Consider the following 21,969-nt stretch of genomic DNA (forward strand, 5'->3'; position numbering starts at 1 on the left):
GTAGAGTGCTGCTGCGCAAGATCCGCCGCCCGACAGCTCTCGGGCAGATCCGACGGGAGCACCCACAGGTGACCACCCCCCGCCCAGCAGCCGTCATCGTCCTCGCCGCCGGCGAGGGCACACGGATGCGTTCGGCGACACCCAAGGTTTTGCACGCTCTGGCTGGCCGCAGCATGCTCGGCCACGCCCTGACCGCCGCTCGAGAGCTCGACCCTGGCCGCGTCGCGGTCGTCGTCCGCCACGAGCGCGATCTCGTCGCGGCTCACGCCCGCCAGATCGACCCGCAGGTGCTGCTCGCCGACCAGGACGACGTCCCGGGCACCGGCCGCGCGGTCCAGTGCGCCCTGTCCGTGCTCGACGCCGCGGCCCAGGCCGACGCCGCGCGTTCCGCCGAGGGGCTGCCGGAGACCGGCGGGGTCGCCGGCGGAGTGCGCGTCGAGGGGCCGATCGTGGTCCTCGCCGGCGACATCCCGCTGCTCGACGGCGCCACCCTCGCCGAGCTCCTCGCCGCCCACACGGCGGACGACAACGCTGTGACGGTGCTCACCACCGAGGTCGACGAGCCCACCGGCTACGGCCGCGTGCTGCGCGACGCCTCGACCGGCGACGTCACGGGCATCGTCGAGGAGAAGGACGCCGACGCCGAGCAGCGCGCCATCCGCGAGATCAACTCCTCGGTGTACGTCTTCGACTCCGGGGTGCTGCGTGGGGCGCTCGGCCGGCTCGGCCGCGACAACGCGCAGGGCGAGGTCTACCTGACCGACGTGCTGGCCATCGCCCGCGAGGACGGCGGCCGGGTGCGCGCGCTGCGCACCGACGACCCGCTGCTCGTCGAGGGCGTCAACGACCGCGTCCAGCTCGCGTCGCTGCGGGCCGAGCTCAACCGCCGCATCCTGGACGACTGGATGCGCTCCGGGGTCACCGTCGTCGACCCGGCCACCACCTGGGTCGACGTGGACGTGGACCTGGCCCGGGACGTCACCCTGCTGCCCGGCACCCAGCTGCACGGCGCCACATCGGTGGGGGAGGGCGCCACGGTGGGCCCCGACACCACGCTGACGGATGTCGAGGTGGCCGAGGGCGCCACGGTAGTGCGCACGCACGGCTCGCTCGCGGTGATCGGCGCGGGCGCCACGGTGGGCCCGTTCGCCTACCTGCGGCCCGGCACCGTCCTGGGAGCCAACGGCAAGATCGGCACGTTCGTCGAGACCAAGAACGCGCAGATCGGCGCCGGCTCGAAGGTGCCCCACCTGTCCTACGTGGGCGACGCCACGATCGGCGAGGAGACGAACATCGGCGCCGCGTCGGTGTTCGTCAACTACGACGGCGTGAACAAGCACCACACGACCATCGGCTCGTACGCCCGCACCGGCTCAGACAACATGTTCGTGGCGCCCGTCACCATCGGCGACGGCGCCTACACCGGCGCGGGCAGCGTCATCCGCCGCGACGTGCCGCCCGGCGCGCTGGGGGTGAGCAGCGGCGCCCAGCGCAACATCGAGGGGTGGGTGCTGCGTGCCCGTGCCGGCACGCCCGCCGCCGCCGCGGCGGAGCGCGCGCTCGGCGGCCAGCCTGACGAGCTCTCCCCGCAGGCGCGGGCCGAGCGCGACCGTGCCCAGAACGCCTCGACCGGGCCTGTGCCCACACCGCCCCCCACGCTGCCCGACCAACCGGCTGAGCTGCCTGACGCACCATCGAACACGAAGGACTCCGCACGATGACCGGGATCGTCTCCCCCGACGGTGAACGGAGGCTCGTCCTCATCTCTGGTCGAGCCCACACCGACCTCGCCGCCTCCGTCGCCGAGGCGCTGGGAAGCGAGCTCGTCCCCACGACCGCGTACGACTTCGCGAACGGCGAGATCTACGTCCGCTTCGGCGAGTCGATCCGTGGCTCGGACGCGTTCGTCCTGCAGAGCCACGCGGCTCCGATCAACCAGTGGATCATGGAGCAGCTGCTCATGGTCGACGCCCTCAAGCGCGCGTCGGCCAAGACGATCACCGTGGTCGCGCCGTTCTACGGGTACGCCCGCCAGGACAAGAAGCACCGTGGCCGCGAGCCCATCTCGGCCCGCCTCATGGCCGACCTGTTCAAGACGGCCGGCGCCGACCGGCTGATGAGCGTGGACCTGCACGCCGCGCAGATCCAGGGCTTCTTCGACGGCCCCGTCGACCACCTGTGGGCCATGCCGATCCTCACCGAGTACGTGCGGACGCGGGTCGACACCTCCAACGTGACCGTCGTCTCCCCGGACGCCGGCCGCATCCGGGTCGCCGAGCAGTGGGCGGCCAAGCTCGGCGGCGGGCCGCTCGCGTTCGTGCACAAGACCCGCGACATCTCGCGCCCGAACCGGACCGTCGCGAACCGCGTGGTCGGTGACGTCGAGGGGCGCAGCTGTGTGCTCGTCGACGACCTGATCGACACCGGCGGCACCATCGCCGGCGCCGTGCGGGTGCTGCTCGAGGCCGGGGCGAAGGACGTCATCATCGCCGCGACCCACGGGGTGCTCTCCGACCCCGCCGTCGACCGCCTGCAGCAGTGCGGCGCCCGTGAGGTGATCGTCACGGACACCCTCCCGATCCCCGAGGACCGCCGGTTCGAGAACCTGACGGTCCTGTCCATCGCGCCGCTCCTGGCGCGCGCCATCCGCGAGGTCTTCGACGACGGCTCCGTCACGTCGTTGTTCGACGGCCAGGCCTAGTCCGGGCCACGGCGCCGCCTCGTGCGGCGCCGCCCGGCTTGGGAGGAAGCCCCCAGGCCGGGTAGGATCATCAGGTTGCCCCGGCGAGGGACGCCGAAGGCCAGGTTCCGCGAGTCGCCCGTGAGTGCTCACGCACTGCACGGGAGTCGCAGAGACCGGCCTCCGGGTCCGTGATCGACTGGGCGGTTGCCGCCTCCGCGTGCCCGTCCTGCGCCCCGCGTCGAGGCCACCACACAGCTTCGTCCCCATTCATTCGTCTGTTTTCTGGGAGTCATCGTGTCCGAGGTCAAGCTCGTCGCCACCGCCCGTTCCGAGTTCGGCAAGGGGGCGGCGCGCCGCCTGCGCCGCGCGAACCAGATCCCCGCCGTCCTGTACGGGCACGGCACCGACCCGCTGCACGTGACCCTCCCGGGCCACGAGACGATGCTCGCGCTGAAGCACGCCAACGCGCTCTTCGCGATCGAGCTCGACGGTGAGAAGACCCTCGCGATCGCCAAGGACGTGCAGCGCGAGCCGGTCCGCAACATCATCGAGCACGTCGACCTGCTCATCGTGAAGAAGGGCGAGAAGGTCTCCGTCGAGGTCCACGTCGTCGTCGTGGGCGAGCCCGTGCCCGGCACGATCCACGTCTTCGACCTGCAGACCCTGGCGCTCGAGGCCGAGGCCACGAACCTGCCCGAGGAGATCGAGGTGGACGTGACCGGCGTGCCGGCCGGCCAGATCATCTTCGCCCGCGACGTGAAGCTGCCCGAGGGCGCCGTGCTCGTCACGGACCCCGACGCCGCGATCATCTCCGTCACGTCGCCGCACGTCTCCGCGGCCGACATCGCGAACGACGCCGCCGTCGCCGAGATGTCCGCCGCGCAGTCGGCGGAGTCCGCGGCTGAGAAGGCCTGACACCTCCCGCCGGCCGCTCGTCGGCCAGCAGGCGCAGCGACGCCCGGTACCGTTCGACGGTGCCGGGCGTCGTCGTGTCCACGCCCAGAACGAGAGGAAGCGCATGTCGGAGGGACCCTGGCTCATCGTGGGGCTCGGCAACCCGGGCCCGCAGTACGCGTGCAACAGGCACAACGTGGGGCAGATGGTGCTCGACGAGCTGGCCCGGCGCACCGGGGCCACCTTCGGCTCCCGTGGCGGACTGCTCTCGCGTCGCCCGCAGGCGGCGGTGGCCGAGTCCCGGCTCGGCGTGCTGCCCGGCGGCGCCCCCGGACCGCGCGTGGTGCTGGCGAAGCCCACGACGTTCATGAACGTCTCCGGCGGCCCGGTCGCCTCCCTGGCCCAGTACTACGGCGTGCCAGCCGAGCGGGTGGTCATGGTCCACGACGAGCTCGACATCCCGTTCGCCGAGATCAAGCTGAAGATCGGCGGCGGGGAGGGCGGCCACAACGGCCTGCGTGACACGACCAAGGCGCTCGGCACCAAGGACTACGTGCGGGTGCGCGTGGGCGTCGGCCGACCACCGGGGCGGATGGACCCCGCGGACTACGTGCTGCGGGACTTCACGGGGCCGGAGCGCAAAGACCTGCCCTGGCTGGTCGACGCCGCGGCCGACGCCGTCGAGCTGGTCGTGACGGAGGGGCTCGAGCGGGCACAGCTCAAGTACCACACCCGCGCGTAGCGGGGTCGACGCTCCCCTGAGCCTCGCACTCCTGGCGGCGCGACGCCCGCCGGGTGACGCGCACGCGGATTCGGGTGAATTCGGGCAATGGGGTGTTACGCGATCGAATCGGGGCATATACCCTCAAGGCACACCAGGAGCCGGGGGGCCACGCATGAGCCTGATCGACGACCGGGACGTGCCACCCGCACGCGCCGTAGAGATCGCGTCTGAGGAACGACGCCGGGTCGCCGCCGGGCCACGACTCTCCTGGGCATCAAGCCAGCCGTTCGTCCGTCGCGGCCCGGGGACCCGGGGCGAGCCGGGCCGGGGAGGACGCCACGGGCTCGAGTGGCGTGAGCAGCAGACCACCTACCAGTGGTCCACCGTTGCCCGCGACGTGCTGCTGTGCACCGTGATCCCCACCGTGCTGCTGTTCGTCATGCACGGCTTCACGCTGCTGCAGTTGGGCTGGGGGGCGGCGATCGGCCTGGTGTTCGTCGTCATGGTCGGCGTCGAGCGGGGCTACGAACGGGCCAACCTGGGCGACGGTCCGCTCGAGTTCCAGGCGGTGCTGCGCGGCGGCGTGCTGACCTCGGCGACGCTCGCGCTGTTCGCGGTCGGGTTCGACGCCGACGTCCCGCGCACCGTCGTGTTCGGCGCGCTCCCGCTGATGATGGGGGCGCTGGCCGTCGCACGGCACCTCAACCGGCGCGGGCTGCACCGGCGACGGCGCGACGGCGAGGCCATGCGGCGGACCCTCGTGGTGGGCGACTCCGCCGCGATCGACCGGGTGGTCGCGGACCTGCGCGCGGCGCCCCAGCACGGCTACCAGATCGCGGGCGTGTGCGTCCCCGCCCTCGCGGAGCCCGGGCCCGAGGTCGGCGTCCCGGTGCTCGGGTCGCTGTCCGACATCCCGCAGGTCGTGGTCGACGGCGACTTCGACGTGGTGATCGTGGCGGGATCCGACCTCACCGGCCAGGCGCTGCGCCGGCTGTCGTGGGCCCTCGAGCAGACCGGGGCGTCCCTGGTGGTGGCGCCGGGCCTCGTCGAGGTGTTTGGGCCCCGGGTGATGCTGGAGCCCACCGCCGGCCTCTCGCTGATCCACGTGCGCCCCGCGGAGTCCCGCGGCCCGCGCGTGGCCCTCAAGCGGCTGTTCGACCTGGGCGGCGCAGTCGTCGCCCTCGTCCTGCTCGCGCCGCTGCTACTGGCGGTGGCCGCCGTCGTGCGGCTCACCAGCCCGGGGCCGGCGCTGTTCCGGCAGACCCGGGTGGGCAAGGAGGGCAGCGAGTTCAAGATGCTCAAGTTCCGCAGCATGGTGGTGGGCGCAGAGGCCCAGCAGGCTGGTCTGCACGACCACAACCAGGCGGACGGCCCGCTGTTCAAGCTCGACGACGACCCCCGGGTGACCCGGGTGGGCCGGTTCCTGCGCAAGCACTCGATCGACGAGTTTCCGCAGCTGATCAACGTGCTGCGCGGGGAGATGGCCCTGGTGGGCCCGCGGCCGCCCCTGGCGCACGAGGTGGCCCAGTACGGCGACGCGGTGGGCCGGCGGCTGCTGGTCAAGCCAGGGCTCACCGGCCTGTGGCAGATCAGCGGTCGCGCGGACCTCCCGTGGAAGGAGGCGGTCAAGCTCGACCTGCGCTACGTCGAGAACTGGTCGATCGCCCTCGACCTGATGATCCTGTGGAAGACCGTCAACGTCGTGGTGAGCGGGCGCGGTGGGCGCTGACCGGGTGGCGCTCGCCCACGACTACGCGACGCAGCGCGGCGGCGCCGAACGGGTCGCTCTGGCGATGGCGCACGGTTTCCCCGGGGCGTCCCTCCACACCTCGCTGTACGACCCCGAGCGCACCTTCCCGGAGTTCGGCGCCATGGACCTGCGGACCACGGTGCTCGACCGGTTCCCGGTGCTCCGGCGCAACCACCGGCTCGCGCTGCCGCTCCTCGCGGGGGCTGTCTCCACCACGCCGCCGATCGACGCGGCGGTGCTGCTCGCCAGCTCGACCGGCTGGGCCCACGGGTTCCGCTCGACCGGGCGCAAGGTCGTCTACTGCCACGCCCCGGCGCGCTGGCTCTACCAGTCCGAGCGGTACCTGGGCGCGGCGGACGCCGGGACGGGGGCGCGCCGGTGGGTCGCCGCACGGTCTCTCGACGCGCTCGGCCCCTCGCTGCGCGCATGGGACCGTCGCGCGGCGCTCAGCGCCGACCGGTACCTGGCGAACTCCACGGTCACGGCGCGCGCGGTCCGGGAGGCCTACGGCATCGAGGCCGAGGTGCTCCCGCCGCCGCCCGCCCTGCTGCCCGGCGGGGCCACCAGGCCGATCCTCGGGATCGAGCCCGGGTTCGTGTTGTGCGTCGCCCGCCTGCTGCCCTACAAGAACGTCGACGTGGTGCTGCGGGCCGCGCGGCTGCTCGACGGCGTCCGGATCGTGGTCGTGGGCGACGGGCCAGACCGGCCTCGCCTGGACCGGATCGCACAGACGACGCCCGGCGCGACGATGCTCGGCCGGGTGCCCGACGACGAGTTGCGCTGGCTCTACGCGAGCTGCGCGGCGGTCGTGGCCGCGTCCTACGAGGACTACGGCCTGTCCCCGCTCGAGGGCGCGGCCTTCGGGCGGCCCGCGGTGGTGCTGCGCGACGGCGGGTACCTCGACACCGTGGTCGAGCACGTCACCGGCGAGTTCTTCGACGCGCCCGAGCCCGAGCAGGTCGCCGTTGCCATCGAGCGCGCGCTCCGCCGCGCCTGGCGCGAGGGCGAGCTGCGGGACCACGCCCAGGCGTTCGCCCTCCCACGGTTCGTGGCCCGGCTGCAGGCCGTGGTCGAGGAGGAGCTGTCCCAGCTATGAGCGCGCCCCCGTCACCCCAGGAAGGTTCTCCATGACACTGCAGGAGTTGTTCCGCACCATCTGGTTCAGCCGGTGGCTCGTGCTGGTCGCGGTGGGCGCTGCGCTCCTCGGGGCGTGGTGGCACGTCGACCGCCAGGTGCCCGTGCACGTCGCCACCGCGACCGTGCAGCTCGTCGACGCCGACACACTGACCGCTGCGGGGGTGCGGTTGGACAGCGACCCCAGCCTCGTGGCGAGCCCCGCGGTCACGCTGGAGGCGGCCCAGGAGCTGGGGGGCGGCGTCCGCCCCGACCAGATCGCGGGAGAGGTCAGCGGCGGGTACCTCTTGGATGTCGCCGACCGGGTGGCCGTCGAGGCGTCGAACAGCGCGCCGGGTGACGCCGTCGAGACCGCGAACGCCGTCGCCCAGGCGTACGTCGCGGCGCTGCAGGCCCAGTACGACAACGGTGTGGCGTCCATGCAGGAGCGGCTCGCCGCGCTGGGCGAGTCGATCGCCCAGCGGCAGGGGGCGGTCAACGCCACCCGTTTGGCCAACACCGCCGACGGCCTGCTCGAGGCGCAGTACGCGGCGAGCATGGAGCAGTACCAGACGCTCTCCGCGCAGGTCTCGCAGGCCCAGCTCATCGCGACGCCCGCCACGATCCGACAGAACGCGGTCGCGGCTCAGCTCGCCAGCCCGCCACCCTCCTTGGTCTACACGATCGCGCTGCTCGCCGGGCTGCTCCTCGGCGTGGGCCTCGCCGTCGCGCGGCGGACCCTCGACACCAAGGTGCGCTCGGCGGGCGGCGCGCGACGCGCCTCCGGGGCGCCCGTCCTCGCGCGCCTCGCCGGCGCCACGTCAGCGCACCGGACGCACGCGGGCAGCGGGGAGCTGCCGGTGGCGCTGCGCGAGGCGACGCCGTACACGCAGTCCGTCCGCGAGCTCCGCACCGCGGTGCAGGCCGCGGTCGAGGGCAGCCCCGGCATGGTGGTCGTCGTGACCGCCGCCGACCTGGAGGTCCCGCGCAGCTTCATCGCGGCGAACCTGGCAGCCTCCTGGGCGCTCAGTGGACGCAGCGTCGTGGCGCTCTCGGGGGATCTGCGCCAGCCCCGGTTGAACGCGTTGCTGCCCGCGGCGCAGGGCGATCCGGGTTGGCACGACGGGCTCGATCTCGACCTGGGCGAGCGGACGCCGCTGCGCACCCGCATCCCGCACCTGCGCGTGCTGCCGGCGCTCCGCACCGAGCTGGACCCCGCCGACTACCTCGCCAGCGACACCGTGCGCGACCTCGTGGAGCGGCTGCGCGAGAGCGTGGACGTGGTGATCATCGACGCCCCGCCGATGCTGGTCGCGGCCGACGCCACGATCATCGGCGCCTACGCGGACGGCGTGGTGCTCGCCGCGACGCTGGGGCACACCGAGGTCACGGCGCTCGAGGAGTCCGCGGACAGGTTGCGGGCCGCGAACGCGCGCCTGCTGGGCATCGTGCTCGAGGGCGGCGCCGGGGTCCGCCGCTCGGACTACACCGTGACCTACCAGTTCACCGGCGACCAGCTGCCGGAGGACGTGCGGCCGGGTCGTGCGCGCGAGCGGGACGCGGTGCTGCTGGACACCCCATGAGCGGTGCGCACGCGGGACGGGAGCCGGGCGGACGGCACACGCGGCCAGTGCGGGTCGTGGTGCTGGACCACACCGGCCAGCTCGGCGGGGCGGAGCTCGCGCTGGCGCGGCTGTGCGCGGCGCTCGACCCGGCGCGGGTACAGGTCGTCGTCGTGCTGTTCGCCGACGGACCGCTGAGGACGCGCCTGGAACGGGCAGGCGTGCCGGTGCGGGTGCTCCCGCTGGCCCCCGCGCTGGCGGGCACAGACCGCGGCAGCGCCGGGCGCTCGGTGTGGCGGGCCGCCGTGTCGGCAGCGCGCACCCTGCCCTTCGTCCTCCGCCTGGCCTGGCGGCTGCGGGCGCTGCGGCCCGATGTCGTGCACGCCACCTCGCTCAAGGCGGACCTGCTCGCCCTGCCCGCAGCGCGCCTCGCGCGGGTCCCGCTGGTGTGGCACGTGCACGACCGGATCAGCGACGACTACCTGCCGGCGCGGCTGGCCAGCTGGTTCCGGTGGCTCGCGCGCCGCGGGCCGCAGCACGTCGTGGTGAACTCGCGGGCTACCGCCGCGACCCTGCTGCCCCTGCCGCGCGGGTGGACGCTGGCGCACCCGGGGCTGGCGCCAGAGCAGCTCGTTGCCGACCCGGACGCGCGCGAGGAGCCGCGTCCCGCCGTCGTGGGGCTGGTGGGCCGGGTCAGCCCCACCAAGGGCCAGCTCGAGTTCATCGAGGCGTGCGCAGGGCTTGCCGCCGACCACCCGACCGCCCGGTTCCGCGTGGTCGGCGCCGCGCTGTTCGCGGAGCAGGCCTACGAGGCCGAGGTGCGCGGGCTCGCGGACCGGCTGGCGCTCGGCGACCGGCTCGAGCTGACCGGCTGGGTCGACGACCCGGTCCGGGAGATGGACCGCCTCAGCGTGCTGGTGCACGCCTCGCCGGTCCCGGAGCCGTTCGGGCAGGTCATCGCCGAGGCGATGGCCCGCGGGGTCCCGGTGGTGGCGACACGCGGGGGAGGGGTCGAGGAGATCGCCTCCGGGGTCGACGGGTCGCCGTGGTGCGCGCTCGTGGAGCCGCGGGACGTGGCGGGCCTGACACGGGCCGTCGCCGAGGTGCTGGGCGACCCGGCCGCCGCCCGGGCGCGCGCACGCGCCGCATGGGAGGGCGTCCGCGGGCGCCTCGGGATCGACCGGACGGCCGAGGACGTCACACGCGTGTGGGAGCTGCTCGCGTCGCGGCGACGCGGCTGAGCACCTCCGCCATCTCCTGCACCCGCTGGTCCCACGTGGGCACCGGATCCAGGTCGGCGGTCGGCTCAGGCCCGGGGCTCCCCGTCGCTGTGCGGAGCGCCTCGACCACGGCGGCCGTGAACCCGGAGCCCTCGACCACCCGCACCCGCGAGGACGGGCCCAGGTCCCGGAAGCCGGCCACCGGCGTGCTCACCACGGGCCGCCCGACGGCCAGGTACTCGTACAGCTTGAGCGGGTCGAGGGAATCGGTGAAGCCGTCCACGAGGTGCGGCACCACGAGCACGTCGGCGTGCTGCAGGTAGCCGGGCACCTGGTCGGACGGGCGGGGCCCGAGCAGCCGCGCCCCCGCCTCCTCGAGGCGCGCCACGTCGGGCGCGTCAAGCAGCACGGGGCCCACCACCACCAGGGCGCCCACCCCCTCCTGGGTGATCCGCCGGGCCAGGTCGACGCACAGGCCGACGTCCATCCGGTCTGGGTGGACGGTCCCGACGTACACCGCGCACCGCCCGTCAGGCAGCGTCGGGGGCCGATCGACGGGCGCGCGGTACCGCGTCACGTCGACCCCGTTGGTGATCAGCGTCACGGGCCGACGGGCGCCCTTGCTGGCGGCCAAGCCCGGGGAGCAGACCGTGACCTCGGCGCACCGCTCGAGCAGCACGTCCTCGTGGGCCTTGACCATCGCCGCCTGGCGAGGGGTCCGCGGGGCGAGCAGCCAGTCGTCGGTCACGTCGTAGAGCGCCGGCCACGCCGTCGCCCGCAGCAGCGTCGCAGCGGCGGGGTCGTTGACCCATAGCACGGGGTGCGTCATCCCGAGCCGGCGCGCGGCGGCCCGCACCGTGCGGGCCCGGCGTCCGTCGCCCCACGGGTCGACGCGGCGCGGGAGCCACTTGGTGGGGCGCAGCGCCCACAGCCGGCCCTCCACGCCGCCCTCGTCCGGGCCGATCGCGCGCAGCCGCCGGCCACGGCCCACCGGCGCCCCGCGGCGCAGGTCGTGCAGCGGGTCGGCGGGAGGCTCGACCAGGAGCACCCGCAGCCCGGGGTTCGCGCGGAGCAGGCCGGCCAGCAGGTGCTGGTTGCGCCGCCACACCTCGTCCCACGGCTCGAGGGACGCGACCACCAGGTCCAGGCCCCCGGGCGTCGCCCCCGCGCCCCGCGCGTCGGTGCCCGCGCTCACGAGAGCACCGCCGCGCGGTAGACGCCTTCCAGGCGGTTGGCGTGTGCCTCGACCGTGAACCGCTCGCGTTGCAGCCGGCGCAGGTCCCGCCCGTACTCGTCACGGAGCCGCGGGTCCAGCGCGAGGGTGCTGAGCGCCGTCGCCGCCTCCTCGAGGGACGCGACGTCGACGAGCACCGCGAGCTCGCTCGCCCCGACGGTCTCGTCGTGCCCGCCGCCCGCGGCTGCCACGACCGGCGTGCCGTGAGCCATCGCCTCCACCACGGACAGGCCGTACGGCTCATCCGGCCGGGGCGCCAGGAACACCGCGGCCCGGGCCATGAGCTCGTCGACGTCCGCGCGCGGGCCCAGGAGGTCGCACGACCCCTCGATGCCCAGGCGCGTCGCGAGCCGGCGCACGTCATCCGCTTGCGCTCCGCCGCCCGCGACCTGCAGCCGCCATCCCCGGTCCGCCAGCCCGGAGGCGGCCCACATCCGAAGCGCGAGGTCGGTGCGCTTCTCCGCCTCCAACCGCTGCGCCACGAGCACCACCGGCTCTCGGGCGGCCGCTGGCTGATGCCGGGGGAGGACACCGGGGTGGATCACGGTGGACGGGCCTTCGATGCGCCGTGCCACGAATCGGCTGATCGCCACCTGGCCGGCGACGCGCCGGGTCACGTACTGGCCGACCAGCCGCGCGGGAGCGCTCGAGCCGCGGCGGCCGGCGAAGTGGCGGGTGGCGACCACCGGCGCCCGGGCGGCGACGACGGCGGCCGACTCCGCGTCGGTCATGTGCGCGTGCACCAACCGCAGGCCGCGCAGGGCCACCAGCCCGCGCGCGGCGTGCCACGGCGTGGGGGCGGGCGACCACCGGACGCCGGTGCCGGCCAGCTCGGCGCGCATCCGCTCGGGGGCCCCGCCCAGCACGTGCACCCGCATGCCGCGGGCGTCCTGCTCCTGGGCGAGGGTGACGACGTAGCGCTCCACGCCGGCGAACGCCGCGGTGCAGACCACGTGCGCCACGTCCACCACGGGCCTCACCGTGCGGCCTCGAGCCGGGCGTCGATCGGGAGGGCGTGCCGGCCGGGCGGGTGAGCCCCGGCGTGCGCCTGGGCGCCGAGGCACACCCCCGCGACGGCGAACGGGATGGACACCTGGGCGGCGACCCAGAACAGGTCGAACTGGCCCTGCGTGAACCGCATCAGCACGATCGCGAAGGCGAGCGTCCCGAAGCGGGGATCGACGCGCCACAGCACCACCAGGCTGACCAGCACCAGGATGCCGAAGCCCACCAGCCCCACGACGCCGGCGGAGGACAGCACCTCGAACTCGGCGTTGGGCGGCTGGAAGCGCTCCGGGAACCGGTCGGTGTACCACCAGCGCAGCCCGGCGCCGAACACCGGGTACTGCTCCCAGATCGCGAGCGACTGCCCGAACCACGTGAGCCGCTGGTTGGCGGAGTTGTGCTGGTCGCCCGAGTCGATCTGGTCCCGCACGAGCGCCACCACGACGACGGCGACGGCCAGCACCACGACCAGCACCACCTTCGACCGGCGCCGTGCAGGGTCGGGGCGCAGCGACACGACGGCGACGGCCAGCGCGAGGCCGATCATCGCCTGCCGGGACTGCGAGGCGAGGACCGCCGCCACGAACAGCCCGAGCAGCGCCATGCACCAGGCGTCGTTCCACCGCAGCCAGGACGGCCGCGCGTAGACGATCAGGGCCGCGAAGGCGAGGACGCAGCCCAGGTAGTTCTTGTGCATCATCAGCGGCTGGTCCAGGTACACCGGGTCGAACCGGCCCGCCGCCGCCGCGAGGAGCCAGGTGGCGCACGTGACCACCGCCACCACGGCGGCGGCGGCGACGTACAGCCCCAGCGCGAGCCGCCCGTGCCCCGCCGCGCCGGCAGCCCAACCGACCAGCAGCGCCCCCGCGACGAGCAGCCAGGAGTGGAACCACTCCGTGGCGTTGGCCGCGTACGGGTTGGCGACCACGGTGAAGAGCACCAGGGCTTGGTATACCGCCGATCCCCACAGCAGCGAGCGCAGGGGGGTGCTGAACGGGCGTGCGCCGAGGAGCAGCGCCGGCCACAGTGCGATGAACAGCACCAGGTCGGAGACGGACAGCCCGCCCGCCTCGCCTCCGACGCGGTTGATGACGATGAGCGCGGGCACGGCCACCACCGGGACGGCCGCGGGCTCGCGCAGGGTCAGGCCCACGGCCAGCACCAGCGCCGCGACGAGCAGGATGAGCCACGGGCGCTCCGCTGTGACCGCGCTGACCACCACCCCGAGCGTCACGATGCCCGCCACCGCGGCGAGGCGCAGGCGCCGACGGCTCCCGGTGGCGTGCCCGGCTGCCTTCGCGTCGTGGCGCCGGACGGCCTCGATTGCGGCGTCGCCGACGGGCCGCGCCTCGGTGGCCGTCACGATCCCACCGTCGTGGAGCGCCCGGCGAGCATCGCCGCCTCGACGCGCAGCGGGCCGCGCAGGTACAGCGCCCCGCGCCGACGCGCCTCCTCGCCACGGGCGCCGCGGAGCACAGCGCTCCGGGCGGCCGCCCCGACCAGCACCGCGCCGCGTGCCGCAGCCCACCCCCGTCGCCCGTGGTGCTTGCGCAGGTAGCGCTCCTGGGAGGCGTGGAAGTGCGCCTCGCGGCGCAGCGGGTCGGTGCTGGTGCCACCGCCGACGTGGGTGGCGACGACCGACGGGACCAGCGCGGCCCGCCAGCCCGCCTGGCGGGCGCGGAACTGCCAGTCGGTCTCCTCGCTGTACAGGAAGAAGTCGTCGTCGAACGGGCCGACGTCGTCGAGGGCGGCTCCGTTGAGCAGCAGCACCGAGCCGATGACGAAGTCCGCGCGTTGCGCCACCCGTCCCAGGCCCATCGCCTGCAGCCAGACCCGGGCGGGCGACGGGAACGGCCACGCGACCTGCGCCGGGGCTCCGCTGTCGTCGTGCTGCGCGGGCGCGACCGCGGCGAGGCCCGGCTCGCCGTGCAGGGCGCGCTGCAGCTCGCGCACCCCGGCGGCGCTGATCGCGGCGTCCGGGTTGAGCAGCAGCACGTCCGCGCCGCGCGGGCGGCGGGCGAGGGCCAGGTTGACGGCGCCGGCGAAGCCCAGGTTGGCGTCGGGGTCGAGGTACTCGGCGCCCGCGGCCTCCGTGACGGCCCGGACCTGCGGGTCCCCCGAGTTGTCGACCACGAGGACGGGCAGGCCCAGGCTCGGGTGATCGACGTCGTGCGGGTCGAGGTCGGGCGGCGGCCCGCCCCAGACGTGGGCGCCCTCCGCCTCGGCCCAGGTCCCGGCCGGGCCTCGCAGGGCGCGCAGGCAGCGCGCGAGCAGGTCCGGCGCGCCGTAGGCGACGACGACCACCTGCGGCAGCGGGCCCCCCGCCGGCGGCAGGCCCGCGTCGCTGGTCGGCACGTCGCGGGCCGTCACGTCATGCTCCGGCGCGGCGGCTGCGGGCGTCGGTCCGTCGGGCCGGGCCGGTCCGCCGCGGCCCGTGATCTCGGCGTACAGCTCGACGTAGTGGGCGCCCACCCGCTCCCACGAGAACGCCTGTGCCCTCGCCAGGCCACGGGACCGCAGCGAGCGCGCGAGGCCCGGGTCGGACGCGACCCGGTCCAGCGCCGCCCGCAGCGCCGCGGGGTCACCGGGCAGGACCAGGATCCCGGCGCTGTCGAGCACGTCGGGCAGGGCGCCGGTGTCCGAGGCGACGACGACGCACCCGCTGGCCATCGCCTCGACGGCGACCCGGCAGAACTGCTCGAGCCAACCGGGCGTGGGCCGCGACGGCACTGCGACCACGTCGAGCCTGCGGTAGAGGGAGGACAGGCCCTCTGGGGCGAGGTGCCCGGTGAAGCGCACCCGCCCCGCGAGGTCGGGCTGCGCCGCCCGGAGCCGCAGCGCCGGCTCGGAGGGGCCCGCCCCCGCGATCTCGACCCGGACTCCCGGGTCCAGGGCCGCGGCCTCGAGCAGCACGTCGACGCCCTTGTGCGGCGCCAGCCGGCCGACATAGCCGACGCGGAGATCCCCCCGCTCGCGCCCGGCGGCGCTGGTCGCCCCGGACGACTCGTCCTGTCCGGAGGCCCCGGGGCCCGTCCCGGGGTCCTCGGCCGGGCTGAACCGGGCCAGATCCACGCCGAGCCCGATCAGCCGTGCCGGCCCTCGGAGCCCACGGGACCGGGCGATGCGGCCCGCCTGCGTGTTGCACACGGCCACGGCAGCGGCCCGCCGCAGGGCGCGCCGCTCGAGCCAGCCGAACGGCGGGGGGAACCGCTTGGCGATGTTCTGCGCGGAGTAGAGCACCACTGGCGGGCGGCGTCGGCGCAGTGCGAGCAGCGCCAGCACCTCGGCGGTCGCCAGCGAGTACGGCTCCTCGTGGACGTCCACCACGTCCCACCGGTGTCCGAGGGCGCGCCACAGCGCGATCGGGTCGTACACGAACAGGTTCGGGTGCCGGCCCAGGGTCCGGACGCCCCGCACGTCCTCCCCTGGGCGGGGCTCGAGCGGCACGACCTGGCCGCCCTCGTCCCAGCGGCGCGCCGAGAGGAGGTGGACCCGCAGGCCGTGGGAGCGGATCGCGCGCTCGCGGTGCCGCCACTCGTCGACCACGGCGCTGTGCGAGATCCGCAGGACTCTCATCGGGACATAATGCCCCAGATCGGACGCCGATCGCAGGGCTCGGCCAGGCCTGACCGGGCGCCGGGCCATCAGTCGATCCCCGTCAGGACGGTGTCCAGGCGACTGCGTGCCCAGGACCAGTCGTGCGCCTCGGCCCAGGCGCGCGCCTCGATCCCGAGCCGCAGCCGCCATGGCTCGTCCGACGCGAGCGCGTCGATCGCCTCGGCCAGGTCCGCCGGATCGCCGGGCCGCACCTGCAGCCCCGCCGGACCCATCACCTCGGGGATGCCGCCGATGCGGCTCGCGACCACCGGCACCCCGCTGGCCATGCCCTCCATGACGGTGAGCGCGAACGGCTCGGCCCACCGGGACGGGACCACCAGCACGTCCGACGCGCGGCACAGCGCGGCGACCTGGACCCGCGGCATGAACGGCAGCAGGCGGACACGGTCGCCCAACCCCGCCGCCCGGGCCCGCAGCTCGCGCTCGTACGCCGACGGCGCCGCCCCGGCGTCGAAGTTCTGGCTGCCCACCAACGTCACCTCGACGTCCCGCCGACGGAGCATCCCCGCAGCGTCGAGCAGCACGTCGGCGCCCTTGTCGCGGATCATCCGGCCCACGAACACCACGCGCAGCCGCTCGCCGCGCGCCGGGTCCGCGCGCGGATGGAACTGGCGCGTGTCGACGCCGTTGCGCACCACGTGGACGCGGTCGGCCAGTCCTGGGGGGAGCCGGTCGCGGGTCTGCTCGGCGAGCGCGCGGCTCACGCAGACGATGGCGCGGGCGCCGCCCAGCACCCGGGCGGCCTCGCGACGGGAGTACGTGCGCAGCAGCAGGTTGTGCGCGTACAGCACCGCGCGGTGCGGCTCGCGCACCAGCGGGACCAGCTGGGGCGCGTTGTGCGCGAGCACCACCGACGGGGGCCAGCCCGCCTGCTCGGCGACGGTCGGGCGCAGCAGGCGGCGCGCCCCGGGCCGCGCTCCGGCGGCCCGGGCCAGCGCCAGGTCGGCATACCTGTCCCAGGGCCGCGGGCCGACGGGCGCGTAGTCGACCACCTCTGCGCTCGAGTACCGCTCCGGGTAGGTGCCGCGCGCGACGACCGCGCGCGGGCGCGGGGCTCCCGGCTGGACGGCCCGGCACAGGCCGTCCACCACGGTGGGAATGGCCGAGCCGGTGCGGGGGGAGAAGTGGTCGCCCGGCGTCAGCACGTGCACGTCCACCCTGGCCGTCATCGCGCGCCCCGGGCCCGGACGGCGCTGAGGGGCGGCACGCCGAGCGCGTTCCGCACGTCCGAGGCGGGCCCGCGCCAGCGGGGCAGGGTCCACGCCACCGGGACCGTCGCCAGGCAGCGCGCCTTCTCGGCGGCCGGGATCGGCGAGGACGTGATCGCGGTGCACAGCTCCCAGCTGACCTTGGTGTGCGGGAACGCGAACCGCACGTCGGCGCCGGGCGCGTGCCAGGCGACCTGCCCGGCGAGCCGCACCGAGAACTGCTCGCTGTGCCGCCGCTGCCAGAACAGCTGGTCGGGCGCCAGCGCGAACGGTCCCCGACAGGCCAGCTCGGTGAGGACCACCATGTCGTTGCCGACCGTCCGCCGGATGCCCCGGGTGCTGCGCAGCACGTCGGTGCGGTGCAGCCCGTAGAAGATGTGCGCGGCCTGCGCCCGCAGGAAGTGCCCGATGCGCTCGTGCGGCGTCGGCTCGTCGCAGGCCAGGTCGGCGTCGTTGAGGTCCTCGGTGACCTGGCCGCGGGCGTCGATGATCTGCGTGCGGGGGTACACCAGCACCGTTGAGGGGTCGGACTCCGCGAACACCTCGAGGCAGCGCCGCACGAAGCCCGGGCGGCGGATGTCGTCGGCGGCGGCCCAGGTGAAGTACGGCCCCTGCGCGAGCCGCAGCACGGTGTTGAAGTTCCACGCGCCGCCCCGGTTGACCTCGTGCCGGTGGTAGCGCACCCGCGGGTCGGCCCGGGCCACCTCGCGGCAGATCTCCTCGGTGCCGTCGGTGGACCCGTTGTCGGAGATCACGATGTCGAGGTCCGCCTCGTCCTGCGCGCACACCGAGGCGAGCGCCTGCGGCAGGTACCGCTCGCCGTTGAACACCGGGACGCCCACCGTCGCGCGGATCCCGTTCGTCGCTGCCATGTCGCCGTCCTGTCGCCGGGGTTCGAGGGTCACGAGGCGGGCCCTTGGGCCGAGAGGGAGACGACGGACGCGGTCCAGCTCGTCTCGGGGACCACGGGCGACCAGGCGGGGTGCAGCCCAGCCGTCTGCCCGGAGTAGTTGAGCCGGGGGACGCGCACCCCGCGCTCGGTGGTCGTGGGCACCTGGACGCGCACCGCCCGGGCCTCGACGGGATCGAAGCGCACCACGGACGTGCGCTCGAAGAACAGGCCCCGGCGTGAGCCGACCTCGGTCCACGCGCCGTCGACGCCCTGCACGCTCACCGTGTAGTCCCGCAGGCTCGAGGTGCAGCAGCGCAGCCCGGCGCTCTGCACCGTGACCTGGTCGATGACGGCGGGGGAGGGCAGGTCGACCTGCAGCCACGGGCTGAGGTCGAGCGAGCCGTCCGCGGCGCGGGTCCCGGCGCGCCACGGCGACACGCCGCCGCCCGGCTCGAGCACCGCCGCGGGGTCCGCGTCGTCGGCGCTCGAGCTCGCGCTGGCCCGGCCGCCTTGCAGCAGGTCGGGCCCGCCGGGCTCGGTAGCGGAGATCGTGACCTCGGCGGCCGCCGAGGCCGAGACGAAGACCGGCGATCCGCTGACGGCCAGCTCGACCGGCTGCCCGGCGGCCGCGTCCTGCTCGCGCACGGCGCCGTACACGTCGGTGAGCGTGAGGGTCGCGTCCTGGGAGGCGGTGGCCTGCACCGTCGTGCGCAGGTCGTCGGTCCACACTGCCGTCAGCACGTCGTCCCCGCCGGGGCGTTCGCCGATCCGCATGACGTGGGTGTGCGGGATGCCGGACTCGACCACGGAGGGCGGCGGCCGGTCCTCGAGGAGCCCGGTGACGGTGGACATCGCCAGGGCGCCCGGCTTGACGAACGCGTCGACCTGCAGCAGCGACCACGAGAACCCGCCCTCGCCCCAGCCCCCCTCGCTGAAGAAGTAGGTCCACTCGTCGACGCCCAGCGCCCGCTGCCACAGCAGCGTGCGGGCCACGTCGTGCGCCTGCGCCCAGTGGTTGCCCGGGCCGTCCGACCACCAGCCGGACTCGGTGTTCCACACCGGCGGTGCGGCGGGGCAGGCCTCGAGCACCTCGTGGAGCCCGGCGACCTGGCCCAACGGCCCGCCTTGGCCCTCCTCGTCCCAGGACCGGTTGAACCCGGTGTACGGGTGGATGCCGACGATGTCGAGCGAGTCGCAGCCGCCCGCGTCCACGAGCTGCTGGTACCAGGGCACCACGAGGTTGAGCGCGTTGCCGCCAATCACCCGGGCGGTGGGCGCCGCCCCCTTGACCCCCTGCGCGAACGGCGCCAGCACGTCGCGGGCGTAGTCGCCGCCGTCGCCGAAGCCCGTGTTGTTGGGCTCGTTCCACGGAGCCCACAGGCGCACGTCGGGGGCGCCCTCCGCGAAGGCCTCGGCGAGGGCGCCGGCCCAGGCGCCCCAGGTCCCGTCGCGCACCGCCTGCTGCTCCGCGTCCCCGCCCTGGCCGACCTGCACGTAGAACCGCACGTCGCGGTCCGCTGCCAGGGCCGCCGCGGCCGCGACCTCAGCGAACGGGTCGCCCCGGGTCGCCCCCGGCAGACGCGCCAGGTCGAGGGCGGCCGCCGACGGCGTGGCGGAGACATCCGGCACCAGGTCGCCGAACGCGAGCTGCAGCCGGTACGAGCCGATGCCCAGCTGATCGGCGATCTGCACTCCGCGCAACGGCTGCGGGCCTCCCCAGTCGGCGCCCTCGGCCAGTCCTGCCGGGTCGAACGTGGAGCCGGGCCCGCCCACGGCGTACCGCAGGCACGTGGCGGTGCGCACCTCGCCGGTGACCGTGTCGACCAGCTCGGCGTGCACGTCGTAGGGGCCCGGACGGGCGGGCGGCAGGTCCAGGTCGACGCTGCCCCCGCCCTCGGGCAGGGCCGTCGAGCCGGAGACGGCCTCGATGGGAGGGTCAGCCCACGGGTCGCCGGTCACCCGGTAGCGGAACTCGTAGTCGGCCGCGACCGAGCCCCACCACGGGTCGAGCTCGAGGCTCACCGCGGGCTGCTCGCCGGGCGCGAAGTAGTCGTAGGGGGCGTCGGTGGCCAGCCCGGCGCCGAAGCCCAGCCGGTCGAGGCTCGACGCGTGCCCGAGGTCGTGCACGACCGGCGAGTCCAGCAGCGCGTCCATGCCCGGCCCGTCCACCCGGGACAGGCTGACGTCCCCGTCCTCGCCCGGGGACAGGAAGTAGAAGTCGTCCCCGGACCGGACCAGGGGGCTCTGCTCGGCGAAGGCGAAGGCCGCCGCCTCGCCCTGCTCCGACAGGGCCACCCGCTGCCACACGCCGTCGTCGCCCACCTCGACGACCCGGTACCGAGGGCCGGCCACGAGCAGCCCGCCATGCGGGCCCACCACGACCCCGGTGGGCCGCTCGAGCTCCGCCGGGCCGCCGTTGCCGCGGCCCTCCACGGGACCGGCGAACTCCCGCACCAGGTCGCCCTGCGCCGACCAGCGGCTCAGCACCACGCGGTCCTCCGAGTCGTCGGCGCGGGTCACCAGGGTGCCGTCGACCTGCGGGAAGAACGCGTCGCCGGTGATCTCCGGCCCGTCGGGCTCGACGAGCGTGCCGTCGGCGCCGACGAGCGCGAGCCGCGGGGAGTCGGCGAAGGCCACGGCGGCCGCCGCGCCGTCGACGCCCGCCGCCCAATCGACGACCGCGGACACCTGCCCACGGCCCAGGGACCCGAGGGCCAGCGTCCACAGGGTCGCGCCGTCCCGCCCGTGCCCGACCACCGCGGTCTGGTCGGCGCGGCTGGTCGGGGTGATCACGACGCCGTCGCCCACCGGCGCGAACGTCCACGGGGTGCGCCCGCCATCCGGCGTCGGCACGGCGAACCGGCCCCGCGCCTCGCCGCCCGGCCCGATCCGGGTCACGGCGAGGCCGTCGTCGTCGCCGGCCAGGGCGAGCAGCTCGTCGCCGTCCGCGGCGAGGGCCGACAGCGGTGGGCCGTCGCCCACGAGGTCGTCGACCACGGTCTCGACCACGTCGGTCGAGGGCGTCCCGGCCAGCGCCGAGTAGCGGCCCACGTCCGCGACCCCGCACAGCGGCGCGGCCTCCTGCCCGGGCGCCGCGACCGTCGTCGGGCTGGTGATGGGCGCGGCTCCACGCAGCTGCCAGGCGCCCGCGCCCACCAGGGCCAGGACCAGCACCAGCGCGGCCGACGCGCGCCGCCGTCGGTCCCGGTCCTGGCCCGCCTCCCGCTCGGGAGCCGCCGTCACGTCAGATCACGTCCGCGAAGCCGCGTTCCATCTTCGAGAAGACGAGCATCCCGCCGATGAACACGCCGACACTGGTCACCACCGCCGCCACGATCTGCCAGGGCGCCGGCTGGGCCAGGCCCAGCAGCGACCAGCGGAAGCCCTCGAGCAGCCAGGTCAGGGGGTTGAGGTCGAACAGCCACCGGATGTCGTCCCCCACGGCGGACAGCGAGTAGGCCAGTGGGCTCGCGTACAGCAGGGTCTGCAGGGCGAACGGGACGATGTACTGGATGTCCCGGTAGGTGACCATGAGCGCCGACGCGGCCAGGCCGACGCCCGAGGCGAGCAGCACCACCAGCAGGAGCCAGAACGGCAGCGCCAGCAGCGGCCAGCCCGGCCAGATGCCCGTCACCGCCAGCATGCCCGCCATCAGCACGCCCGCGACCGCCACGTCCACCGCCACCGAGATCACCGAGGACAGCGGCACCAGCACGCGGGGGAAGAACACCTTGGACACCAGGGCCTGGTTGCTCACCAGCGACGGCGAGGCCCGGTTGATGATCCCGCTGAACAGGGTCCAGCAGAGCATCCCCGCGAAGCTGAACACGAAGTACGGGACCCCGTCGCTCGGCAGCGAGGCGATGCCGCCGAACACGATCGAGAAGATGCCCGCGCTGAGCAGCGGCTGCAGCACCACCCACCCGACTCCCAGGGCCGTCTGCCGGTAGCGCAGCTTGAGGTCGCGCACCCCGAACCGCCAGAGCACCTCGCGGGCCTCCCACAGCTCGCGGCGGCTGGGCAGCGGCAGGCGCCCGGGCGGGTTGATGACGATCGTGCGGGGCAT

At 75.0% G+C, this 21,969-nt stretch carries 16 protein-coding genes; 8 read left to right on the plus strand and 8 right to left on the minus strand.

From position 1 onward, the window contains the following. Positions 1-68: 68 nt before the first annotated feature. The 8 genes from glmU to NP064_RS03935 all read left to right on the plus strand — a co-directional run bounded on the left by glmU (position 69) and on the right by NP064_RS03935 (position 9,967). Complete coding sequence (gene glmU / locus NP064_RS03900; RefSeq protein WP_227567824.1) at positions 69-1,721, plus strand: bifunctional UDP-N-acetylglucosamine diphosphorylase/glucosamine-1-phosphate N-acetyltransferase GlmU; 1,653 nt, start codon at positions 69-71, stop codon at positions 1,719-1,721. Continuing rightward, positions 1,718-2,701: a ribose-phosphate diphosphokinase gene (locus tag NP064_RS03905; protein WP_227567823.1), complete on the plus strand. Its 984-nt coding sequence runs from the start codon at positions 1,718-1,720 to the stop codon at positions 2,699-2,701. The genes glmU and NP064_RS03905 overlap by 4 nt, the downstream gene beginning before the upstream one ends. Before the next feature lie 276 nt (positions 2,702-2,977). Next, positions 2,978-3,598: a 50S ribosomal protein L25/general stress protein Ctc gene (locus tag NP064_RS03910; protein WP_227567822.1), complete on the plus strand. Its 621-nt coding sequence runs from the start codon at positions 2,978-2,980 to the stop codon at positions 3,596-3,598. A gap of 103 nt (positions 3,599-3,701) precedes the next feature. Next, positions 3,702-4,319 (plus strand): aminoacyl-tRNA hydrolase, encoded by a 618-nt coding sequence (gene pth, locus NP064_RS03915; RefSeq protein ID WP_227567821.1) that lies wholly within the window; start codon positions 3,702-3,704, stop codon positions 4,317-4,319. A gap of 154 nt (positions 4,320-4,473) precedes the next feature. Further along, positions 4,474-6,030 carry a sugar transferase gene (locus NP064_RS03920; protein WP_227567820.1) on the plus strand — a complete coding sequence of 519 codons (1,557 nt, stop codon included), beginning with the start codon at positions 4,474-4,476 and terminating at the stop codon, positions 6,028-6,030. Beyond that, entirely contained in the window at positions 6,020-7,147 is a 1,128-nt protein-coding gene (locus NP064_RS03925) for a glycosyltransferase (RefSeq protein WP_227567819.1), read from the plus strand. Before NP064_RS03920 ends, NP064_RS03925 begins: the two co-directional genes overlap by 11 nt. A 31-nt stretch (positions 7,148-7,178) precedes the next feature. Further along, positions 7,179-8,747, plus strand: coding sequence for a tyrosine-protein kinase domain-containing protein (locus NP064_RS03930; protein ID WP_227567818.1), 1,569 nt, complete (start codon positions 7,179-7,181; stop codon positions 8,745-8,747). Continuing rightward, positions 8,744-9,967 carry a glycosyltransferase family 4 protein gene (locus NP064_RS03935; protein ID WP_227567817.1) on the plus strand — a complete coding sequence of 408 codons (1,224 nt, stop codon included), beginning with the start codon at positions 8,744-8,746 and terminating at the stop codon, positions 9,965-9,967. The genes NP064_RS03930 and NP064_RS03935 overlap by 4 nt, the downstream gene beginning before the upstream one ends. Here the strand turns inward: NP064_RS03935 and NP064_RS03940 are convergent. The 8 genes from NP064_RS03940 to NP064_RS03975 form a co-directional block, all read right to left on the minus strand. Continuing rightward, positions 9,924-11,141: a glycosyltransferase gene (locus NP064_RS03940; protein ID WP_227567816.1), complete on the minus strand. Its 1,218-nt coding sequence runs from the start codon at positions 11,139-11,141 to the stop codon at positions 9,924-9,926. The two genes, NP064_RS03935 and NP064_RS03940, sit on opposite strands and share 44 nt — an antisense overlap. Further along, the gene (locus NP064_RS03945; protein WP_227567815.1) at positions 11,138-12,160 is read right to left on the minus strand and encodes a glycosyltransferase family 4 protein; all 1,023 of its coding nucleotides are present in this window, start codon (positions 12,158-12,160) and stop codon (positions 11,138-11,140) included. The genes NP064_RS03940 and NP064_RS03945 overlap by 4 nt, the downstream gene beginning before the upstream one ends. Beyond that, entirely contained in the window at positions 12,157-13,548 is a 1,392-nt protein-coding gene (locus tag NP064_RS03950; RefSeq protein ID WP_227567814.1) for an O-antigen ligase family protein, read from the minus strand. The genes NP064_RS03945 and NP064_RS03950 overlap by 4 nt, the downstream gene beginning before the upstream one ends. Next, on the minus strand, positions 13,545-15,761 hold the full coding sequence (locus NP064_RS03955) for a glycosyltransferase (RefSeq protein ID WP_227567813.1): 2,217 nt from the start codon (positions 15,759-15,761) through the stop codon (positions 13,545-13,547). Before NP064_RS03955 ends, NP064_RS03950 begins: the two co-directional genes overlap by 4 nt. 68 nt (positions 15,762-15,829) lie before the next feature. Beyond that, positions 15,830-16,972, minus strand: a complete 1,143-nt coding sequence (locus tag NP064_RS03960) for a glycosyltransferase family 4 protein (RefSeq protein ID WP_227567812.1) — start codon at positions 16,970-16,972, stop codon at positions 15,830-15,832. After that, a complete protein-coding gene (locus NP064_RS03965; protein WP_227567811.1) occupies positions 16,969-17,883 on the minus strand; it encodes a glycosyltransferase family 2 protein in 915 nt (304 codons plus the stop codon). Before NP064_RS03965 ends, NP064_RS03960 begins: the two co-directional genes overlap by 4 nt. Positions 17,884-17,912: 29 nt before the next feature. Beyond that, entirely contained in the window at positions 17,913-21,146 is a 3,234-nt protein-coding gene (locus NP064_RS03970) for a discoidin domain-containing protein (RefSeq protein ID WP_227567810.1), read from the minus strand. Between the two features lies 1 nt (position 21,147). Beyond that, complete coding sequence (locus NP064_RS03975; protein ID WP_227567809.1) at positions 21,148-21,969, minus strand: ABC transporter permease; 822 nt, start codon at positions 21,967-21,969, stop codon at positions 21,148-21,150.

The organism is Cellulomonas chengniuliangii, from assembly GCF_024508335.1.
In the GTDB taxonomy this organism is placed as follows: domain Bacteria; phylum Actinomycetota; class Actinomycetes; order Actinomycetales; family Cellulomonadaceae; genus Cellulomonas_A; species Cellulomonas_A chengniuliangii.

What these genes read in the sequence shown, in the direction of transcription:
- NP064_RS03905 (WP_227567823.1), top strand. Translation starts at nt 1,718, where the DNA reads ATGACCGGGATCGTCTCCCCCGACGGTGAACGGAGGCTCGTCCTCATC.
- pth (WP_227567821.1), top strand. Translation starts at nt 3,702, where the DNA reads ATGTCGGAGGGACCCTGGCTCATCGTGGGGCTCGGCAACCCGGGCCCG.
- NP064_RS03920 (WP_227567820.1), top strand. Translation starts at nt 4,474, where the DNA reads ATGAGCCTGATCGACGACCGGGACGTGCCACCCGCACGCGCCGTAGAG.
- NP064_RS03930 (WP_227567818.1), top strand. Translation starts at nt 7,179, where the DNA reads ATGACACTGCAGGAGTTGTTCCGCACCATCTGGTTCAGCCGGTGGCTC.
- NP064_RS03935 (WP_227567817.1), top strand. Translation starts at nt 8,744, where the DNA reads ATGAGCGGTGCGCACGCGGGACGGGAGCCGGGCGGACGGCACACGCGG.
- NP064_RS03955 (WP_227567813.1), bottom strand. Translation starts at nt 15,761, where the DNA reads ATGAGAGTCCTGCGGATCTCGCACAGCGCCGTGGTCGACGAGTGGCGG.
- NP064_RS03960 (WP_227567812.1), bottom strand. Translation starts at nt 16,972, where the DNA reads ATGACGGCCAGGGTGGACGTGCACGTGCTGACGCCGGGCGACCACTTC.
- NP064_RS03965 (WP_227567811.1), bottom strand. Translation starts at nt 17,883, where the DNA reads ATGGCAGCGACGAACGGGATCCGCGCGACGGTGGGCGTCCCGGTGTTC.
- NP064_RS03975 (WP_227567809.1), bottom strand. Translation starts at nt 21,969, where the DNA reads ATGCCCCGCACGATCGTCATCAACCCGCCCGGGCGCCTGCCGCTGCCC.